A 17,176-nucleotide genomic window follows, 5' to 3' on the forward strand; every position below is an offset into this window, starting at 1 on the left:
CTGGTAGGGGCGCATTATAGAGAGCCGCGCCGTGAAGACAAGAGGAAAACTGCAAAAATTGGCACTTTTTACAGTTTTCCGGTTCAACCGTTGTTTTATTAAACAAAAGCCCCGCATCGGCGGGGATGTTTCGGGCAAGAAACCCTGATTTCACATCACGCTGCTACCTTTTCGACCAGAATTCGCGTGCAAAGCTGCGCACCTTTTCCCAATCGGTAAACTCAATGTCCTTACTAGTGTCAGTACTGCCACCGGTAATCTTCATGATCAGCTGGATGATGCGAGTCTGCCACCAGTTATAGCGGGAGTACTGCAGCGCGCCGGCAAACACCCCCAGAGTTTTCGGCTTCCAGGGGGAGAGGCGCAGGAACTTCTTCATATAGGCATTGGTTTGCGGCGTCTGCTTCTCTGGCTTGCGGGCCGTCAGGTTGACACAGAAGAAGGCCGCATTGGCCACCTCCAGCTGCTCCTGATGAGCGTGAATAAAGCTGAACAGGCTGGGGTGGAAGTTGCCATAACGAATGGAGGCGCCGATCAAGACCTTGGCATACTTGCTGAGGTTGCACATCGGCAAGGTGTGCAGGTCGTGCATCACCACTTCGCATCCCGGCATCTGCTCCAGCATGACATCGACTATTTTGCGGGTTTGGCCATCCCGAGAGGAATAAAGCACCAGAATCTTGTCCATAACAACCTCAACTACGCCAGAATGCAGGAGTAAACAGTACCAGAAGCGTGAAAATTTCCAATCGACCAAACAACATGGCCAACACCAGTACCCACTGGGCCGCTGGCGAGATATTGCCGAAGTTGGCTGATACCTCTCCCAAACCCGGGCCTACGTTGGTGAAAGCCGCAGCCACAGCGGTGAATGCGGTCACTTCGTTCAGCCCCGTCATCAGCAACAGCAGCATGAACATAAAGAAGAGAATAATATAGGTGGCAAAGTAGCCCCACACTGCCTCGACGATGCGCTCGGGCACCGCCCGATTCCCCAGCTTCAAGGTATAGATGGCTCTGGGGTGAACCAACCGCTTCAACTCGCGCATCCCCTGCATGAACAGGATCATAAAACGCATCACCTTGATGCCACCGCCGGTACTGCCCGCACAACAGCCGATAAAGGCGGAGAACATCAGCAGCATGGGCAAGAACGAGGGCCAATCTGCATAGGTCGTGGTGCTGTAGCCGGTGGTGGTACCCAGAGAGACTGCCTGGAAAAGGCCGTGGTTGAGCGCCTCTTGCCAGGTGGCGTAGTGCCCGTGGGTCAGCAAAGCGACAAAGCAGATCATCACCAGGGTCGCCTGAATGGCCAGGAACACCTTGAGTTCAGAATCATAGAGGTAGCGCCCGAGCCGAACCGGGCGGTGAGAGAAAACGGTAAAGTGGAGCGCAAAGTTCACGCTGGCCAGCAGCAGGAACACCACGGTAATCAGGTTGATGACCGGACTGTTGAAGAAACCGATGCTGGCATCGTGAGTGGAGAAGCCACCGACCGACAGCGTCGAGAACGAATGGCAGACCGCATCGAACAGCGTCATTCCGGCGAGCCAGTAGGCCAGCGCACAGAGCGCGGTCAGCAGCAGATAGATGAACCAGAGCGCCTTGGCCGTTTCGGCGATGCGCGGCGTCACCTTGGTATCCTTCACCGGCCCCGGGATCTCGGCGCGATAGAGCTGCATGCCCCCGATACCCAGCAGTGGCAGAATGGCCACCGCCAGTACGATGATCCCCATGCCCCCCAGCCACTGCAGCAGCTGGCGATAGAACAGAAACGCCTTGGGCAGATTATCGAGCCCGGTCAGTACCGTTGCCCCTGTGGTGGTCAGGCCGGAAAAAGATTCGAAGAAAGCCTCCGAGACCGACATATCCGGCACATCGCTCATGATAAAGGGCACCGCCCCCACACTGCCCAGCACGGTCCAGAACAGCACCACAATCAGAAAGCCCTCTTTCGAGCGCATCTCCTTCTTGTGATAGCGATTGGGAAACCAGAGCACCACGCCGAGCAGCAGGGCGATCAGAAAAGAGCTGACGAACTCGGCACCACCACCATCCCGATAACCAAAGGCCACCAGTGCAGGCAACAGCATGGTCGAGCTGAACAGCGCAACCAGCAGGCCAACAATGCGAATAATGCTCAGAATGTGCATTACAGCTCCCTTTCCCCAATTAAAGAGCGATGGATTCTAGCCATCTAAGGGGCTGAGGGATACCCGCCCATGAGTCCGGTCGGTCAATTCACGGTCCACCTGAGCCCAAACTGAGGACTCCCACGCAACCTGCAAGGTGACCTGCTGACCGTAATCCGCCGCCAGCAATTCGCCATTATGGCTGCTGATCAGCGACTCGACCGTCCCCATGTCACCGTAATCGCAGTGAATGAGAGAGGGAGTGCGTGGCACCTTGAGCAGGGTGGGCAGTTGCTTGAGGGCGGCACCAACGCCGCCTCCATAGGCTTTGACCAGCCCACCGGTACCAAGCTGGATGCCGCCGTAGTAACGCACTACCACGGCGCAGATTTCACCGATCCCCGACCCCATCAGTTGGGCCAGGATCGGCTTGCCCGCGGTACCGGACGGTTCGCCATCATCGCTGAAGCCATAGACTTGGCTATCTTGCGGCGCACCCGCCACAAACGCCCAGCAGTGGTGGCGAGCGGTCGGATGTTGGCGCTTGATCTCGTTGACCCACCCCTTGGCCGCCTCGACGGTCGGGGTGTGGGCGATCAGGGTAATGAAGCGACTCTTCTTTATCTCTTCGGTCAACTCCAGCGGGGCAGCCGGAATGGAGTACGCTGCCGCCATCAGAGTCCTGCTTGTCTGGTCATGTTCTCCACCCCGTTGGCGTGCAGCACCACGTTGTCTTCGATGCGGATGCCGCCGAACGGACGCAGTGCCTCCACCTTGTTCCAGTTGACCCTCTTGCCCTGTTCGCCCTGACGCAGCGGCTCCAGCAAACTGTCGATGAAGTAGAGACCCGGCTCGATGGTGAACACCTGATCAACCTCCATCACCCGGGTGCAGCGCAGATAGGGGAACAGCTCGGGCGCCGCCAGATGAGTGCCGCGCTCATCCTGCATGAAACCGCCCGCATCGTGTACCTGCAAACCGAGGAAGTGGCCGAGGCCGTGAGGGAAGAAGACGTTGGTCACCCCGGTGTGGATCATCTCGTCTACCGACATATCCACCAGTTCGGTGGTTTGCAGCAGGCGCGCCAGCTTGTGGTGCATCTGCAGATGCAGCTCGCTGTAACGGCGACCCGGTTTGATCTCCTTGATAATCTCCTGCTGCTGCTCGTCGAGGGCAGCAATCAGATCGGCAAACTCGCCGCGCCGCCACGCCCAGCTACGGGTGATGTCGGAGGCATAACCGTGAAAATCGACACCGGCATCGATCAGGAAGGAGTAGCGCTCCGCATCGGGCACCCGCACGGCGGACAAGTGGGTGTAGTGAAGGATAGCTGCGTTGCGGTTGATGGCGACGATATTGCCGTAGGGCGCCTCATTGGCTCCCTGTCCGACCGCTTTCATATAGGCCAGATTGATCTCGAACTCGCTCGCCCCCGCCATAAAGGAGTCCTTGGCGGCGATATGGCCGCGTACCCCAATCCGGTTCGCCTCGCGCAGGCACTCCAGCTCGTAGGGGGTCTTGTAGGCGCGGTGATAGTGCAGGTAGTTGAGTACCGCCTCGGGATTGGGCTGGGTCAGCCCCAGCAGTTCAGCCACTTCCAGATGGCCGCCCAGATAGGCCCACTCCTGTTTGTTGCCAGGCAGGTGATCAGCCACCTGTTCCGGCCTTGTCAGGAAACGGATATCGAAGAACTCGACCCAGAAGGCATTGGGCAGATCCGCCACCTTGTGCCAGAAATCCACTGGACGATAGAACAGCAGGATTGGTTTGTTCACCCCGCCCACCAGCAGCCAGCAGTGGGGATTGTCCAGCACCGGCAACCAGGCTTTGAAATGCGGGTTTACCTTGAACGGGTAATCCTGATCATCGAGGAAGATGCGGTGAGTCTGGCCGGAGTGGATGGCCAGTCCGCTGAGCCCCTGTTGTTGCAGAATGTCGCGGGTGCGCTGCTGCAAGGTATCGAGGTGCTGGGCAAAAAGTTGGCTGTAGCTGCTCATGGCGTCCTGCTCCGAGGTGAATGTGATTGCAGCATAACATCAAGCGCTTGGCGGCTCGACCCGTCAAGCTGCCGCTTCGTGAGGTAACGCATACGTTACAAACGTGTTTGTTATCAACAGAAAACCGATCATTAACAAATCAAAAACAATTCAATACACTGCCGGTAGATACATGAAGTCAGGGATTACTCATGGACAACCTCTGCCTGTGGCAACCGGATCCGCTCGGGATGCAGCAATCCAACCTCTACCGTTTTATGGCGGAGGTGAACCGTTTCCACGGCTTGCAATTGCAGAACTACCCGCAGCTTTATCAATGGTCGGTGGAGAAGACCACCCGTTTCTGGCCGCTGGTATGGCAGCACTGCGGCGTCAAGGGCGAGCTCGGCAACATAGTGGCGGAGAACCGTCAGGATATGCAGCGCACCCGCTGGTTCCCCGACAGCCGCCTCAACTTCGCCGAAAACCTGCTGCGCCGTCAGGACGAGAGCCCGGCCATCATCTCCCGTATCGAAGGTAGCCCAAGTCGCACTCTGAGCTGGGGTGAGTTGGGGGAACAGGTTGCCCGGCTGGCTCAGTGGCTGCGTCATCAGGGGATTGGTCGTGGCGATGTGGTCGCCGCCTATCTGCCCAATATTCCGGAAACCGTGGTTGCCATGCTGGCAACCACCAGCCTCGGGGCGATCTGGACCTCCACCAGCCCCGACTTCGGTGAAGCCAGCGTGGTGGAGCGCTTCGGCCAGACCCGGCCGCGGGTGCTGTTTGCGGTGGATGGCTATCGCTACAACGGCAAAGCTATCGACATTCAGGACAAAGTGGCAGGGGTCGTCAGCCAGATCGGCAGCATAGAGCAGACGGTGATGATCCCTCTGCTCGGCAACCCGCTGCTACTTGGTCACGACTGGCAGCAAGTGCTGGCGAGCCAGCCGGACGCCGGCCTCCAGTTCGAGCCAATGGCTTTCAACGATCCGCTCTATATCCTTTACTCCTCCGGCACCACCGGCAAACCCAAGTGCATCGTGCACGGGATTGGCGGCACCCTGCTGCAACATCTGAAAGAGCACCAACTGCACTGCGACATCAAGCCGGGGGAGCGGATCTTCTACTTCACCACCTGTGGCTGGATGATGTGGAACTGGCTGGTGAGCGCCCTCGCCTCCGGTGCCACCCTGGTGCTCTATGACGGCTCGCCGTTTTATCCGGACGGCAACGTGCTGTGGGATCTCGCCCGTGACGAGCAGGTCAGCTTGTTCGGTACTTCGGCCAAGTATCTCGATGCGCTGCACAAGCAGGGTTATGCCCCCATCAAGAGCCACGATTTGCCGCACTTGCGGCTGATCTGCAGCACCGGCTCCGTGCTGTCGCCGGAGGGATTTGACTACGTCTACCAGCAGATCAAGCAGGATGTGCAGCTCAGCTCCATCTCAGGCGGTACCGATATCTGCTCCTGCTTCGTCATCGGCAATCCGCTCAGCCCTGTCCATCGCGGCGAGAGTCAGGGGCGCGGCCTCGGTCTCGCGGTGCAGGTATTCAACGAGGCGGGCCAGCCGGTGCAGGGGGAGAAGGGCGAACTGGTCTGTACCAAGCCGTTCCCGGCCCAACCCATTTACTTCTGGGGTGACGAGAATGGCGACAAGTACCATGCCGCCTACTTCGAGCGGTTCGACAACATCTGGTGCCACGGCGACTGGATCGAGCTGACCCCGACCGGCGGCATTCTGTTCTACGGCCGCTCCGACGCCACCCTCAACCCGGGCGGCGTGCGCATCGGCACCAGCGAGATCTATCGCTACGTCGAACAGCTCGACGAAGTGGAAGAGAGCATCGTCATCGGCCAGCAGTGGCAGCAGGACGAGCGGGTGGTGCTGTTCGTCAAGCTCAAGGCGGGTTGCAAGCTGGATGAGCCGCTGCGCGAGCGGATCCGCCAGCAAATAAAGCAACATTGCACCGCCCGCCACGTGCCCGCCCGCATCCTGCAGGTGGATGCTATCCCCCGCACCAAGTCCGGCAAGATCGTCGAACTTGCAGTGCGGGAAGTGGTGCACAACCGGCCCGTCAACAATACCCACGCCCTCGCCGACCCCGAGGTGCTGAACCAGTATCGCAACCGGCCGGAACTGGCCAGTTGATAACAAACTCACAGTCATCCGAGGCGCCGCAAGGCGCCTCTCTTTTGCCCGTTTTGTGATGAGGAGCTTTTACTCGAGAACTGTTAAACAAATGTTTTAAATAGGTGTTGAAAATGTCTCCTTTTGGATCAATAGTGAGCCTCGCCCCCTGCTGGGGATTAAGGAGCACCACTCCCCACTGAGTGGGAACAAGGAGACACTCTCATGATCTACCAAGGCGAAACCCTGTCGGTCAGCTACCTCGAAAACGGCATTGCCGAACTGAGGTTTGATGCCCCGGGTTCAGTCAACAAGCTGGATCGCGCTACCCTGCTCTCCCTGAGCGAAGCGATCGCCGCATTACAACAAGAACGTGAACTAAAAGGTCTGATCCTCACCTCCGGCAAAGACGCCTTTATCGTCGGTGCCGACATTACCGAATTCCTGGAACTGTTCGATCTGCCGCAAGAAGATCTGCTCGGCTGGCTGAAAAAGGCCAACGACATCTTCAATGCCATCGAAGATCTGCCGGTTCCGACCCTCTCCGCCATCAAGGGCCACGCCCTGGGCGGCGGCTGCGAGACCATTCTCTCCACCGACTTCCGTCTGGCTGACACCAGCGCCAAGATTGGCCTGCCCGAGACCAAACTCGGCATCATGCCGGGCTTTGGCGGCACAGTCCGTCTGCCGCGGGTGATCGGCGCCGACAACGCGCTTGAGTGGATCACCACCGGCAAGGATTACCGTGCCGATGACGCCCTCAAGGTGGGTGCCATAGATGCCGTGGTCGCCCCCGACGCGCTGCAGAGCGCTGCGCTGCAGATGATCAAGGACGCCATCGCGGGCAAGCTGGACTGGCAGAGCCGTCGCGCCGCCAAAAAAGCGCCGCTGCGCCTCTCCAAACTGGAAGCTATGATGAGCTTCACCACCGCCGCCGGCATGGTTGCCGCCGTGGCGGGCAAACACTATCCGGCACCGATGACTGCGGTGAAAACCGTCGAGGCCGCCGCAGGTATGGGCCGTGACGAAGCGCTGGTCGTTGAAGCACAGGGCTTTATCAAGCTGGCCAAGACCGACGTGGCCAAGGCGCTGGTCGGTATCTTCCTGAACGATCAACACATCAAGGCGCTGGCCAAGAAGGCTGCCAAACAGGCAAGCAAAGCCACTGGCCACGCCGCCGTACTGGGTGCCGGCATCATGGGCGGCGGCATCGCCTACCAGTCTGCCAGCAAGGGCATTCCGGCGGTGATGAAGGACATCAACGAGAAGGCGCTGGCACTTGGCATGGGCGAAGCCACCAAGCTGCTCAACGGCCAGCTCGAAAAGGGCCGCATCGATGGCATCAAGATGGGCCAGGTGCTCTCTGCCATCACTCCCACCCTCAGCTATGACAACGTCAAGCATGTGGACGTCGTGGTCGAAGCCGTGGTCGAGAATCCCAAGGTGAAAGCCGCCGTACTGGGCGAAGTGGAAGGGATCATTGGCGAAGACGCCGTGCTCGCCAGCAACACCTCCACTATCCCAATCTCCCTGCTGGCCAAGGGGCTGAAGCGCCCGCAGAACTTCTGCGGTATGCACTTCTTCAACCCGGTGCACCGCATGCCACTGGTGGAGATCATCCGCGGCGAGCAAACCTCCGATGAAACCATCAACCGCGTGGTGGCCTACGCCGCCGCCATGGGCAAGTCCCCGGTCGTAGTCAACGACTGCCCTGGCTTCTTCGTCAACCGGGTGCTGTTCCCCTACTTCTTCGGCTTCAACAAACTGGTTGCCGATGGCGCCGACTTTGCCGCCGTCGACAAGGTGATGGAGAAGGAGTTTGGCTGGCCGATGGGCCCCGCCTACCTGCTGGATGTGGTCGGCATCGACACCGGTCACCATGCCGGTGACGTGATGGCGCAAGGCTTCCCGGCGCGGATGAGCAAGGAAGGCCGCACCGCCATCGACGTGATGTACGAAGTGAACCGCTTCGGTCAGAAGAACGGCAAGGGCTTCTACGCCTACGAGCAGGACAAGAAGGGCAAGCCGAAGAAGGTGGCTGACGCAGCTGCTTACGAGCTGCTGGCCCCCATTGCCAAGCCGAAACAGGATTTCGACAAGGACGCCATCATCGCTCGCATGATGATCCCGATGATCAACGAAGTGGTGCTCTGTCTGGAAGAGGGCATAGTCGCCACGCCAGCCGAAGCCGACATCGCACTGGTCTACGGTCTGGGCTTCCCTCCCTTCCGCGGCGGCGTGTTCCGCTATCTGGACACCATTGGTCTGGATCGCTACGTGGCCATGGCCGACCAGTATGCCGACTTGGGTCCGCTCTACCGCGTCAGCGACAAGCTGCGCGAGATGGCGGCCCAGGGCAAAACCTTCTACTGATTGCGGAAAGGAGATCCATTCATGAAAGACGTAGTCATTGTCGACTGTATCCGGACCCCGATGGGCCGGTCCAAGGGCGGCGCCTTCCGCAACGTGCGTGCAGAAGATCTGTCCGCGCACCTGATGAAATCCATCCTGCTGCGCAACCCCAACCTCGACCCGAACGAGATCGAGGATATCTACTGGGGCTGCGTGCAGCAGACCCTGGAGCAGGGCTTCAACATCGCCCGCAACGCCGCCTTGCTGGCCGGCATTCCGAAGCAGGTGGGTGCGGTCACCGTCAACCGTCTGTGCGGCTCCAGTATGCAGGCGCTGCATGACGCCTCTCGCGCCATTCAGGTAGGTGATGGGGATATCTTCATCATTGGCGGCGTTGAGCACATGGGTCACGTGCCGATGAGCCACGGCGTCGACTTCCACCCCGGCATGGCCAAGTCGGTGGCGAAAGCCTCCGGCATGATGGGATTGACCGCCGAGATGCTCGGCAAGCTGCACGGCATCAGCCGTCAGCAGCAGGACGAGTTTGCCGCCCGCTCCCACCGCCGCGCTCACGCCGCCACCGTGGAAGGCCGTTTCGCCAAGGAGATCGTCGGGCTGGAAGGCCATGACGCCAGCGGCGCCCGCTTCTTCTACGACTATGACGAGGTGATACGCCCGGAGACCACGGTCGAAACCCTGAGCCAGCTGCGCCCGGTGTTTGACCCGGTCAACGGCACCGTCACCGCCGGCAGCTCCTCGGCGCTGTCCGATGGCGCCGCCGCCATGCTGGTGATGAGCGCGGATCGCGCCAAGGCCCTCGGCCTCACGCCGCGCGCCAAGGTACGTGCCATGGCCATCGCCGGCTGTGACGCCGCCATCATGGGTTACGGCCCGGTGCCGGCGACCCAGAAGGCGCTCAAACGTGCCGGTCTGACTGTCGGTGATATCGACCTGTTCGAGCTGAACGAGGCGTTTGCCGCCCAGTCTCTGCCCTGCGTGAAGGATCTGGGTCTGCAGGATCAGGTGGACGAGAAGGTGAACCTGAACGGCGGCGCCATTGCGCTGGGCCACCCGCTCGGCTGCTCCGGCGCCCGCATCTCCACCACCCTCATCAATCTGATGGAGGAGAAGGATGCCACCCTGGGGGTTGCCACCATGTGTATCGGTCTGGGTCAGGGCATCGCCACCGTGTTTGAACGGGTGTGATAACCAACCGGATCGACGGGATGCACTACTGAGAGTTGTCCCTTTTCGGGGCCAGTCTGACTGGCCCCTTTTCAAGTCTGTGACGATCGCCACACGGGGTGCTCGTCAGTGGTCAGAAGCTGTCTGTTGGCCGTCCCGTTTGGGTCGGCCTTTTTTCGTTTTAATCTTATCAATAGGCTGTTATTGCCTTAAACCTCACATTAGATAGGGGGCTTGCTTGCTTTTTACTCCCCCGACAGGTTCAATCTGCACAAAAAAATGGGTGGATGCACATACATATGTCAATGAGCAAACAACTGCTGATCGTCGATGACGACCAAGAGATCCGCGAGCTGCTCAATGAGTACCTGACCCGGGCGGGCTTTCAGGTATTGACGGCGGCGGAGGGCAACGAAATGCGCCAGCAACTAGCCCAGCACAGCCCGGACCTGATTATTCTGGACATCATGATGCCCGGCGAGGACGGTTTTACCCTCTGCCAGCAGATCCGTCGTGACTCCCAGGTGCCCATCATCATGCTGACCGCCGCCTCCGACGAAGCGGATCGGGTGATCGGCCTGGAACTCGGCGCCGACGACTATATCGCCAAGCCGTTCAGCCCCCGCGAACTGCAGGCCCGCATCAAGGCGCTGCTGCGCCGCGCCGAATTCCGCCAGCCGGAAAAAGAGAAAGAGCCGAGCCGCCGCCTGCGTTTTGCCGAGTGGACCCTCGACACCCTGAGCCACCAGCTGACCCATGACGATGGCAGCCTGCTGGATCTCTCCGGCAGCGATGCCATGCTGCTCGGCATGTTCCTGCAACAGCCCGGCGTGGTGCTGGATCGGGACACCATCTCGGATGCCACCCGCGGCCGCGAAAGCCTGCCGATGGAGCGCGGTATCGACGTACAGATCAGCCGTCTGCGCCAGAAGCTGGGCGACAACGGCAAGAGCCCGCGCATCATCAAGACCATTCGCGGCAGTGGCTACATGCTGATCGCCGAGGTGCACGAGCTGCCATGAGCAACAAGTGGTCCTGGGGGGCGCTGGTGCCCCGCTCCCTGTTGTCACGGATGATCCTGCTGCTGTTGCTGGCCATCCTGCTCTCCCAGACCATTCTGACCGGCATCTGGATGCAGCAGATCCAGAAGCGGGAGCTGGAGGGGATGCTCAGCACCACCCGCAACCTCGCCATGTCTGCCGCCTCCACCGTCAACTTCTTCAAATCCCTGCCGCTGCAATATCGCCACATCGCGCTGGACCAACTGCGCAACATGGGGGGCAGCCGCTTCTTCGTCTCGCTCAACGAGGAAGAGATACACATCAACGCCATCCCCGACAGCGAACGCAAGACGCAGGTGCTGGAGGAGGTTCAGGGAGTGCTGACCCGCAAGCTCTCCGACGCCATGGCGATCAAGGTGGACTTCTCCCGACCCGATGACCTCCATGTCTTCAATAACGACACCCTGCTGGCGGATCTCCCCTCCTCCTGGGCCCGTTACACCCTGTCGCTGGAGCCGCTCAATCCACCGGTACTGGTGACCCAGATCGAGATTGAAAAAGGGGAGTGGCTCTATCTGGCGGCCCTGCTGCCCGCCCCCTACATGACCCTCGACGATACCGTGATGCCGAGCAACCAGGTGCGTTTCATCGCCCTGATGACGGTGTTCCTCTGCTTCTTCACCTTTATGCTGGTGCGCTGGCAGACCCGCCCGCTGCGCCGTCTCGCCAAGGCGGCGGTGAATCTCGGCAAGGATATCGATCAGCCTTCACTCAAGGAGGAAGGAGCATCGGAAATCGTGGCGGCCACCCGCGCCTTCAACATCATGCAGCACCGCATTCGCCGCTATATCGACGATAGAGAGCGGCTGTTCAGCTCCATCTCCCACGACCTCAAGACCCCCATCACCCGGCTGCGGCTGCGGGTCGAACTGCTCGACGACGAGGTGCAGATCGGCAAGTTCAACAAGGATCTCGACGAACTGGAGCTGATGGTGAAAGGGGCGCTGCAGACGGTCAAAGAGACCGACATTCACGAGAATATCGAGGAGATCGACATCAACGCCCTGCTTGAGCAGATGGCGGAGTCGATGAACCTGCACGACGAGCGGCTGACCATCGAAGGGCACTGCAAGTGGCCCTATCGCGGCAAGCTGCTGGCGCTCAAGCGCTGCATCGGCAATCTGGTGGACAACGGCATCAAATATGGCCAGCGGGTGCGCATCATCATCATGGATGACGAGGAGATGCTGATCCTCTTTATCATGGATGAGGGCCCCGGCCTGCCGGACGATCAGTTCGAGCGCATCTTCGAACCCTATTACCGGCTCAGCACGGATCAGGCCGGCACCGGCCTCGGCCTTGGCATCGCCCGCAACATTGCCCACGCCCACGGTGGCGATCTGGTGCTGGAAAATCGTCCGCAAGGTGGCCTGCAGGCCACGCTCTCCCTACCAAGGCAGTAACCTTATGAAGTGGTTGTCTTTTTCTGTCATCGCCCTGCTCTCTGCTCCAGTTGCCGCTTCCCAGGTGGAGGTACTGCACTGGTGGACATCCGGCGGCGAAGCGAAAGCGGTCGAAGTGCTCAAATCCGAGTGGACCAAACAGGGCAACCAGTGGAACGACTTCGCGGTACAGGGCGGCGGCGGCAAGAGCGCCATGACGGTATTGAAGAGCCGGGCATTGGCCGCCAACCCGCCAGAAGCGGCCCACCTCAAGGGCTATGAGCTCAAGGAGTGGGCCGGACTCGGCTTTTTGCGCGATCTCAGCCCGATGGCCGAACACCTCGGCTGGTACAGTCAGATGCCGCCCATGGTGCGGGCTACCCTCAGCCAGAATGGCGCCTTGATGGCGGTGCCCACCGGCATCCACCGGGTCAACTGGCTGTGGCTCAACCGCAAGGTGTTCGAGCGCAACAAGCTGACTCCGCCCACCAGCTGGGCCCAGTTTGTCACCGTCGCCGACCAGCTTAAAAAACGGGGCATCACCCCGCTCGCCATCGGCAACGAGCCCTGGCAGCTGGCGGTACTGTTTGAAACAGTGGCACTCGGTGAGGGCGGAAAAGAATTCTATCGCAAGGCGTTCCTCGAGCAGGACAGCGCCACCCTGACCGGCCCCGACATGGTGCGGGTGCTGACCCGCTTCCAGCAGCTGCGCGCCTATGTGCCGCAAAAATACGCCGGTCTGAAGTGGCATCAGGCCACCAATCTGCTGGAGAGCGGTGGCGCCGCCATGCAGGTGATGGGGGACTGGGTGAAGGGTGAACTGAGCGCGGGCAACTACCGGCCGGGTGAGGATATCGCCTGCCTGCCGAGCCCGGGCAGCGCCGGACTGTTCAGCTACAACCTCGACTCCATCGCCATGTTCAAACAGCGGGATCCGGCCCAGCTGCAGGCGCAGGGGGATCTGGCCCAACTGCTGATGACGCCGCAATTTCAGGAGGAGTTCAATCGGGTGAAGGGGTCGATCCCGGCGCTGACCAATCCCGACATGAGCAAGTTCGACCGCTGCGCCGTCCGCTCCTATCAGGATTTCCTGCTGGCGGAAAAGCAGGACAACCTGCTGCCCAGCATGGCGGAAGGGATGGCGACGCCGACCAATATGCGACAGGCGATCCTCGATGTGCTGAGCAACTTCTTCAACGACCCCAAGGCCAACCCGGAGCAGACGGCGCTGCATCTGGAGCGGGCGATGCGCTCGACCCGCTGATCCGGGCACATTGCCAAACGGCAGAAATGACAAAGGCGGAGTTACTCCGCCTTTGTTGTTGAATCGTCATCCGATTCAGGATTGATCGTTCTCGTCCTCATCCTCGTCATAGTAATCGCTGAGCTCGATCCAGAGCCCCAACCCGACCATCACCATGGAGCCGAACCAGGTACCGGTATTCCCGATCGGGCTGCCCATCACTATCATGGCGAAGGACAAGAACCCCATGCCTGCATAGGCTTGTAATCTGCCGTAGGAGACCTGCATATTCACCTCCTTGTTGAATATGGTTCAATTTTTATATTACTCGTCCGGCGCAAGCTGGATAGGGCCGAATAACATTTCGGTTACATATGCTGGTTAATGGGTCGTTTGTTTGATTATTTTTTAGCCCTGAGTATCATTGGTAGCCGAATAGGTTGAAGGTTGATAATAGATGAGTGATTTATTCTGCGACGCGACTCACGAGTTGGACGCAATCGGGCTTCGTTGCCCGGAACCCGTTATGATGGTTCGCAAGAAAGTGCGGCTGATGGCGGATGGCGAGACCCTGCTGGTCAGTGCCGACGATCCTTCAACCACCCGCGACATCCCCAGTTTCTGCCGCTTTATGGATCACACCCTGGTCGCCAGCGAGACAGAGCAGGCCCCCTACCGCTATCTGATCCGCAAGGGTCAATAAGCCCCTGTACCGGAGCACTCCATGACAACCATTACCCGAATCGGCACCACCCAGCGTTGGTCAGACGTGGTCATCCACAATGGCACCCTCTACGTGGTGGAAGTGCCCGTCAGCGAAGAGGCCGACATCCACCAGCAGACCCGTGAAGTGCTGGCAAGCCTGCAGCGCCTGCTGGAAGCCAACGGCTCCGGCGTCGACAAGATCCTGATGGCCAATATCTATCTCAAAGACATTCAGGACATCGCTGCCTTCAACGAGCAGTGGGATGCCTGGATCCCGGCTGGCACCGCGCCGGTTCGCGCCTGCGTACAGGCCCGTCTGGCCCACGAAGGCTACAAGGTCGAAGTACAGCTGACAGCGGCTGTCTAAGAGGCGCTTATCCCCGCCCCCTCTCCCACAAGGGAAAAGGGAGCAAACAACAGGGCGCTATTGCCAGCAACGGCTCCAATAGAAAGGCCCCGCCATTACTGGCGGGGCCTTTTCGTTACCGAAACCTGAGCGACTTAGGCGGTCGGGGTCAGGGTAATGGTCACGCGGCGGTTCTGGGCTTTGCCAGCGGCGGTGCTGTTGGTAGCAACCGGCTGATCCGGGCCCACGCCGGTGGTGGAGATGCGGCTGCCTGCTACGCCCTGACCAATCAGCTGGGCGGCAACGGCATCGGCACGATCGCGGGAGAGCTTCATGTTCAGGTCGCGGGAACCGGTACTGTCGGTGTGACCGACCACGTTCAGGCGGGTCTTGTCGAACTCGGCAACCACCATGGCCACACCGGAGAGGGTGTTGGCACCGGCCGCTTTCAGCTGGGAGCTGGAGCTGTCGAAGGTCACGTTGTTCGGCATGTTGAGGATCAGCTCATTGCCATTGCGGGTCACGCTGACGCCGGTGCCCTGCAGCTTCTCGCGCAGCTTGGCTTCCTGCACGTCCATGTAGTAGCCGATACCGCCACCCAGCGCCGCGCCGGCAGCAACGCCGGTCAGGATGCCCTTCTTGCGGTCACCCTTGCTGGAGGAGAGCGCACCTACGGCCGCACCGGCAGCGGCGCCAGCCAGCGCGCCCCAGGCACCTTTGGAGGTCTGGGATTCACCTGTGTAGGGGTTGGTGGTACAGCCGCTCAGGGCAACGGTCAGTGCCAGAGCTGGCACCAGGATCTTGGCTCGCATGAAAAAACCTCTGTGAAAACAATCCGGCACCATGCCGGGGGCCGGATTGTAACGCGCTGGCACGCCATTGTCTGACGCAAGCCTGAACAGATGGCGAGAGTGGTGTTTTTTTGGCCAATCGGCGGGCTGTCAGCGCGATAACTGGCACTCGGCGTGGCAAGGACAGCTGACCAGATGATCGTTCACCATCCCCACTGCCTGCATAAAGGCGTAACAGATGGTGCTGCCAACGAAGTTGAAGCCGAGCTTCTTGAGCGCTTTCGACATGGCATCTGACTCCGGCGAGGTCGCCGGAATGTCGCCGTTGCCCTGCCGCTGGTTGACGATGGGGGCACCGCCAACAAAGCCCCACAGGTAGTCGGCGAAGTCGATCCCCTGCTCCTGTAACGCCAGATAAGCGCGGGCATTTCTGATGATCGACTGCACCTTGAGCCGGTTGCGGATAATGCCGCTGTCCTGCATCAGCCGCTCCACATCCTGCTCGTCGAAGCGGGCAATCTGCACCGGATCAAAGTCGACATAGGCGCGGTAGTAGCTCTCGGTGCGCTTGAGGATGGTGATCCACGACAGCCCCGCCTGCTGGCCGTCGAGGCAGAGCTTGGCAAACAGCTCGCGGGGGTCATAGACCGGCCTGCCCCACTGTTTGTCATGGTATTCAATGTATTCCGGGTCCTTGGTCACCCAGGCGCAGCGCAGTTCCATTTCCTCTCCCTCGTTATTTCAGCGGTGTGCCCGACCCTGCCCACTGTGCAGGCGGCACTGCTCACATCATATACCGGACATCCCGCCCGACCAGCCAGAGCGCAGCACCATCCCGCGAATCCGCTGCAATTTCGCCTATTATCCGACCATGCCAGACGGTATACTCCCTCGGTTCACATTCAGCAAATCTTGCTCTGATTTTCACTTCGCGCGAAAAAAATTATGCAAAAATTCGATGTCAAAACCTTTCAGGGCCTGATCCTGCAGCTGCAGGACTATTGGTCCCGCCAGGGCTGTACCATCATTCAGCCGCTGGATATGGAAGTGGGTGCCGGTACCTCCCACCCCATGACCTGTCTGCGTGCCCTGGGCCCGGAGCCCATCGCCTGCGCCTACGTGCAACCGTCCCGCCGTCCGACTGACGGCCGCTACGGTGAAAACCCGAACCGCCTGCAGCACTACTACCAGTTCCAGGTGATCATCAAGCCTTCCCCCGACAACATTCAGGAACTCTATCTGGGCTCCCTGAAAGAGCTGGGCATGGATCCTGAAATCCATGACATCCGCTTCGTGGAAGACAACTGGGAAAACCCGACTCTGGGTGCCTGGGGTCTGGGTTGGGAAGTGTGGCTGAACGGCATGGAAGTGACCCAGTTCACCTACTTCCAGCAGGTCGGCGGCCTCGAGTGCAAGCCGGTCACCGGCGAGATCACCTACGGTCTCGAGCGTCTGGCCATGTACATTCAGGGCGTGGACAGCGTCTACGATCTGGTCTGGTCTGACGGCCCGCTGGGCAAGACCACCTACGGCGACGTGTTCCACCAGAACGAAGTGGAGCAATCCACCTACAACTTCGAACACGCCGATGTGGAGTTCCTGTTCCACTGCTTCGAGCAGTACGAGAAGGAAGCCCAGAATCTGCTGGCACTGGAAAAACCGCTGCCGCTGCCTGCCTACGAGCGCATCCTCAAAGCCGCTCACTCCTTCAACCTGCTGGATGCCCGCAAGGCCATCTCGGTCACCGAGCGTCAGCGCTACATCCTGCGCATTCGCACCCTGACCAAGGCCGTGGCAGAGGCATACTACGCCTCCCGCGAAGCGCTGGGCTTCCCTATGTGTCAGCGCAGTGAGAACAAGCAAGGTTAAGGAAC

General features: G+C 59.9%; 16 protein-coding genes. 9 read left to right on the plus strand and 7 right to left on the minus strand.

What is annotated here, in order from left to right; all coding sequences use genetic code 11:
* Window positions 1-163: 163 nt before the first annotated feature.
* The 4 genes from hemG to pepQ are packed head-to-tail and all read right to left on the minus strand — an operon-like array spanning window position 164 to window position 4,129.
* Window positions 164-688 (minus strand): menaquinone-dependent protoporphyrinogen IX dehydrogenase, encoded by a 525-nt coding sequence (gene hemG, locus BN1139_RS12215; protein ID WP_005339483.1) that lies wholly within the window; start codon window positions 686-688, stop codon window positions 164-166.
* A gap of 7 nt (window positions 689-695) precedes the next feature.
* Window positions 696-2,153, minus strand: a complete 1,458-nt coding sequence (locus BN1139_RS12220) for a TrkH family potassium uptake protein (RefSeq protein ID WP_005339482.1) — start codon at window positions 2,151-2,153, stop codon at window positions 696-698.
* 36 nt (window positions 2,154-2,189) lie between these two features.
* Window positions 2,190-2,807 carry a YigZ family protein gene (locus BN1139_RS12225; RefSeq protein ID WP_005355964.1) on the minus strand — a complete coding sequence of 206 codons (618 nt, stop codon included), beginning with the start codon at window positions 2,805-2,807 and terminating at the stop codon, window positions 2,190-2,192.
* On the minus strand, window positions 2,807-4,129 hold the full coding sequence (pepQ, locus tag BN1139_RS12230) for a Xaa-Pro dipeptidase (protein WP_005355963.1): 1,323 nt from the start codon (window positions 4,127-4,129) through the stop codon (window positions 2,807-2,809). Before pepQ ends, BN1139_RS12225 begins: the two co-directional genes overlap by 1 nt.
* A gap of 191 nt (window positions 4,130-4,320) precedes the next feature.
* On the opposite strand from pepQ, the gene BN1139_RS12235 reads away from it, so the two are divergent.
* From BN1139_RS12235 to BN1139_RS12260, 6 genes are all read left to right on the plus strand, one after another.
* The gene (locus tag BN1139_RS12235; protein WP_005355961.1) at window positions 4,321-6,258 is read left to right on the plus strand and encodes an acetoacetate--CoA ligase; all 1,938 of its coding nucleotides are present in this window, start codon (window positions 4,321-4,323) and stop codon (window positions 6,256-6,258) included.
* A 204-nt stretch (window positions 6,259-6,462) separates the two neighbouring features.
* Window positions 6,463-8,610: a fatty acid oxidation complex subunit alpha FadB gene (gene fadB, locus BN1139_RS12240; RefSeq protein ID WP_005355959.1), complete on the plus strand. Its 2,148-nt coding sequence runs from the start codon at window positions 6,463-6,465 to the stop codon at window positions 8,608-8,610.
* 21 nt (window positions 8,611-8,631) lie between these two features.
* Window positions 8,632-9,795, plus strand: a complete 1,164-nt coding sequence (gene fadA / locus BN1139_RS12245) for an acetyl-CoA C-acyltransferase FadA (protein WP_005355952.1) — start codon at window positions 8,632-8,634, stop codon at window positions 9,793-9,795.
* Window positions 9,796-10,073: 278 nt separating this feature from the next.
* Window positions 10,074-10,796 (plus strand): response regulator, encoded by a 723-nt coding sequence (locus BN1139_RS12250; RefSeq protein ID WP_005339475.1) that lies wholly within the window; start codon window positions 10,074-10,076, stop codon window positions 10,794-10,796.
* Window positions 10,793-12,238, plus strand: coding sequence for an ATP-binding protein (locus BN1139_RS12255; RefSeq protein WP_005355948.1), 1,446 nt, complete (start codon window positions 10,793-10,795; stop codon window positions 12,236-12,238). Before BN1139_RS12250 ends, BN1139_RS12255 begins: the two co-directional genes overlap by 4 nt.
* A gap of 4 nt (window positions 12,239-12,242) precedes the next feature.
* On the plus strand, window positions 12,243-13,481 hold the full coding sequence (locus BN1139_RS12260; protein WP_005355946.1) for an ABC transporter substrate-binding protein: 1,239 nt from the start codon (window positions 12,243-12,245) through the stop codon (window positions 13,479-13,481).
* 75 nt (window positions 13,482-13,556) lie between these two features.
* On the opposite strand, the gene BN1139_RS12265 is transcribed toward BN1139_RS12260, so the two are convergent.
* Window positions 13,557-13,748, minus strand: coding sequence for a hypothetical protein (locus BN1139_RS12265; protein WP_005339471.1), 192 nt, complete (start codon window positions 13,746-13,748; stop codon window positions 13,557-13,559).
* Between the two features lie 169 nt (window positions 13,749-13,917).
* Here BN1139_RS12265 and tusA point away from each other — a divergent pair, with 169 nt between their 5' ends.
* Entirely contained in the window at window positions 13,918-14,163 is a 246-nt protein-coding gene (gene tusA / locus BN1139_RS12270; protein WP_005342448.1) for a sulfurtransferase TusA, read from the plus strand.
* Between the two features lie 21 nt (window positions 14,164-14,184).
* On the plus strand, window positions 14,185-14,532 hold the full coding sequence (locus BN1139_RS12275; RefSeq protein WP_005355943.1) for a RidA family protein: 348 nt from the start codon (window positions 14,185-14,187) through the stop codon (window positions 14,530-14,532).
* Between the two features lie 134 nt (window positions 14,533-14,666).
* Here BN1139_RS12275 and BN1139_RS12280 read toward each other — a convergent pair whose 3' ends face one another.
* Window positions 14,667-15,323 carry an OmpA family lipoprotein gene (locus tag BN1139_RS12280; RefSeq protein WP_005339468.1) on the minus strand — a complete coding sequence of 219 codons (657 nt, stop codon included), beginning with the start codon at window positions 15,321-15,323 and terminating at the stop codon, window positions 14,667-14,669.
* A gap of 129 nt (window positions 15,324-15,452) precedes the next feature.
* Complete coding sequence (locus BN1139_RS12285; RefSeq protein WP_005355941.1) at window positions 15,453-16,025, minus strand: DNA-3-methyladenine glycosylase I; 573 nt, start codon at window positions 16,023-16,025, stop codon at window positions 15,453-15,455.
* A 222-nt stretch (window positions 16,026-16,247) separates the two neighbouring features.
* Here BN1139_RS12285 and glyQ point away from each other — a divergent pair, with 222 nt between their 5' ends.
* Window positions 16,248-17,171 (plus strand): glycine--tRNA ligase subunit alpha, encoded by a 924-nt coding sequence (glyQ, locus tag BN1139_RS12290; protein ID WP_005339464.1) that lies wholly within the window; start codon window positions 16,248-16,250, stop codon window positions 17,169-17,171.
* Window positions 17,172-17,176 lie beyond the last annotated feature (5 nt).

Source organism: Aeromonas veronii bv. veronii, from assembly GCF_000820225.1.
GTDB classification, from domain to species: Bacteria; Pseudomonadota; Gammaproteobacteria; order Enterobacterales; family Aeromonadaceae; genus Aeromonas; species Aeromonas veronii.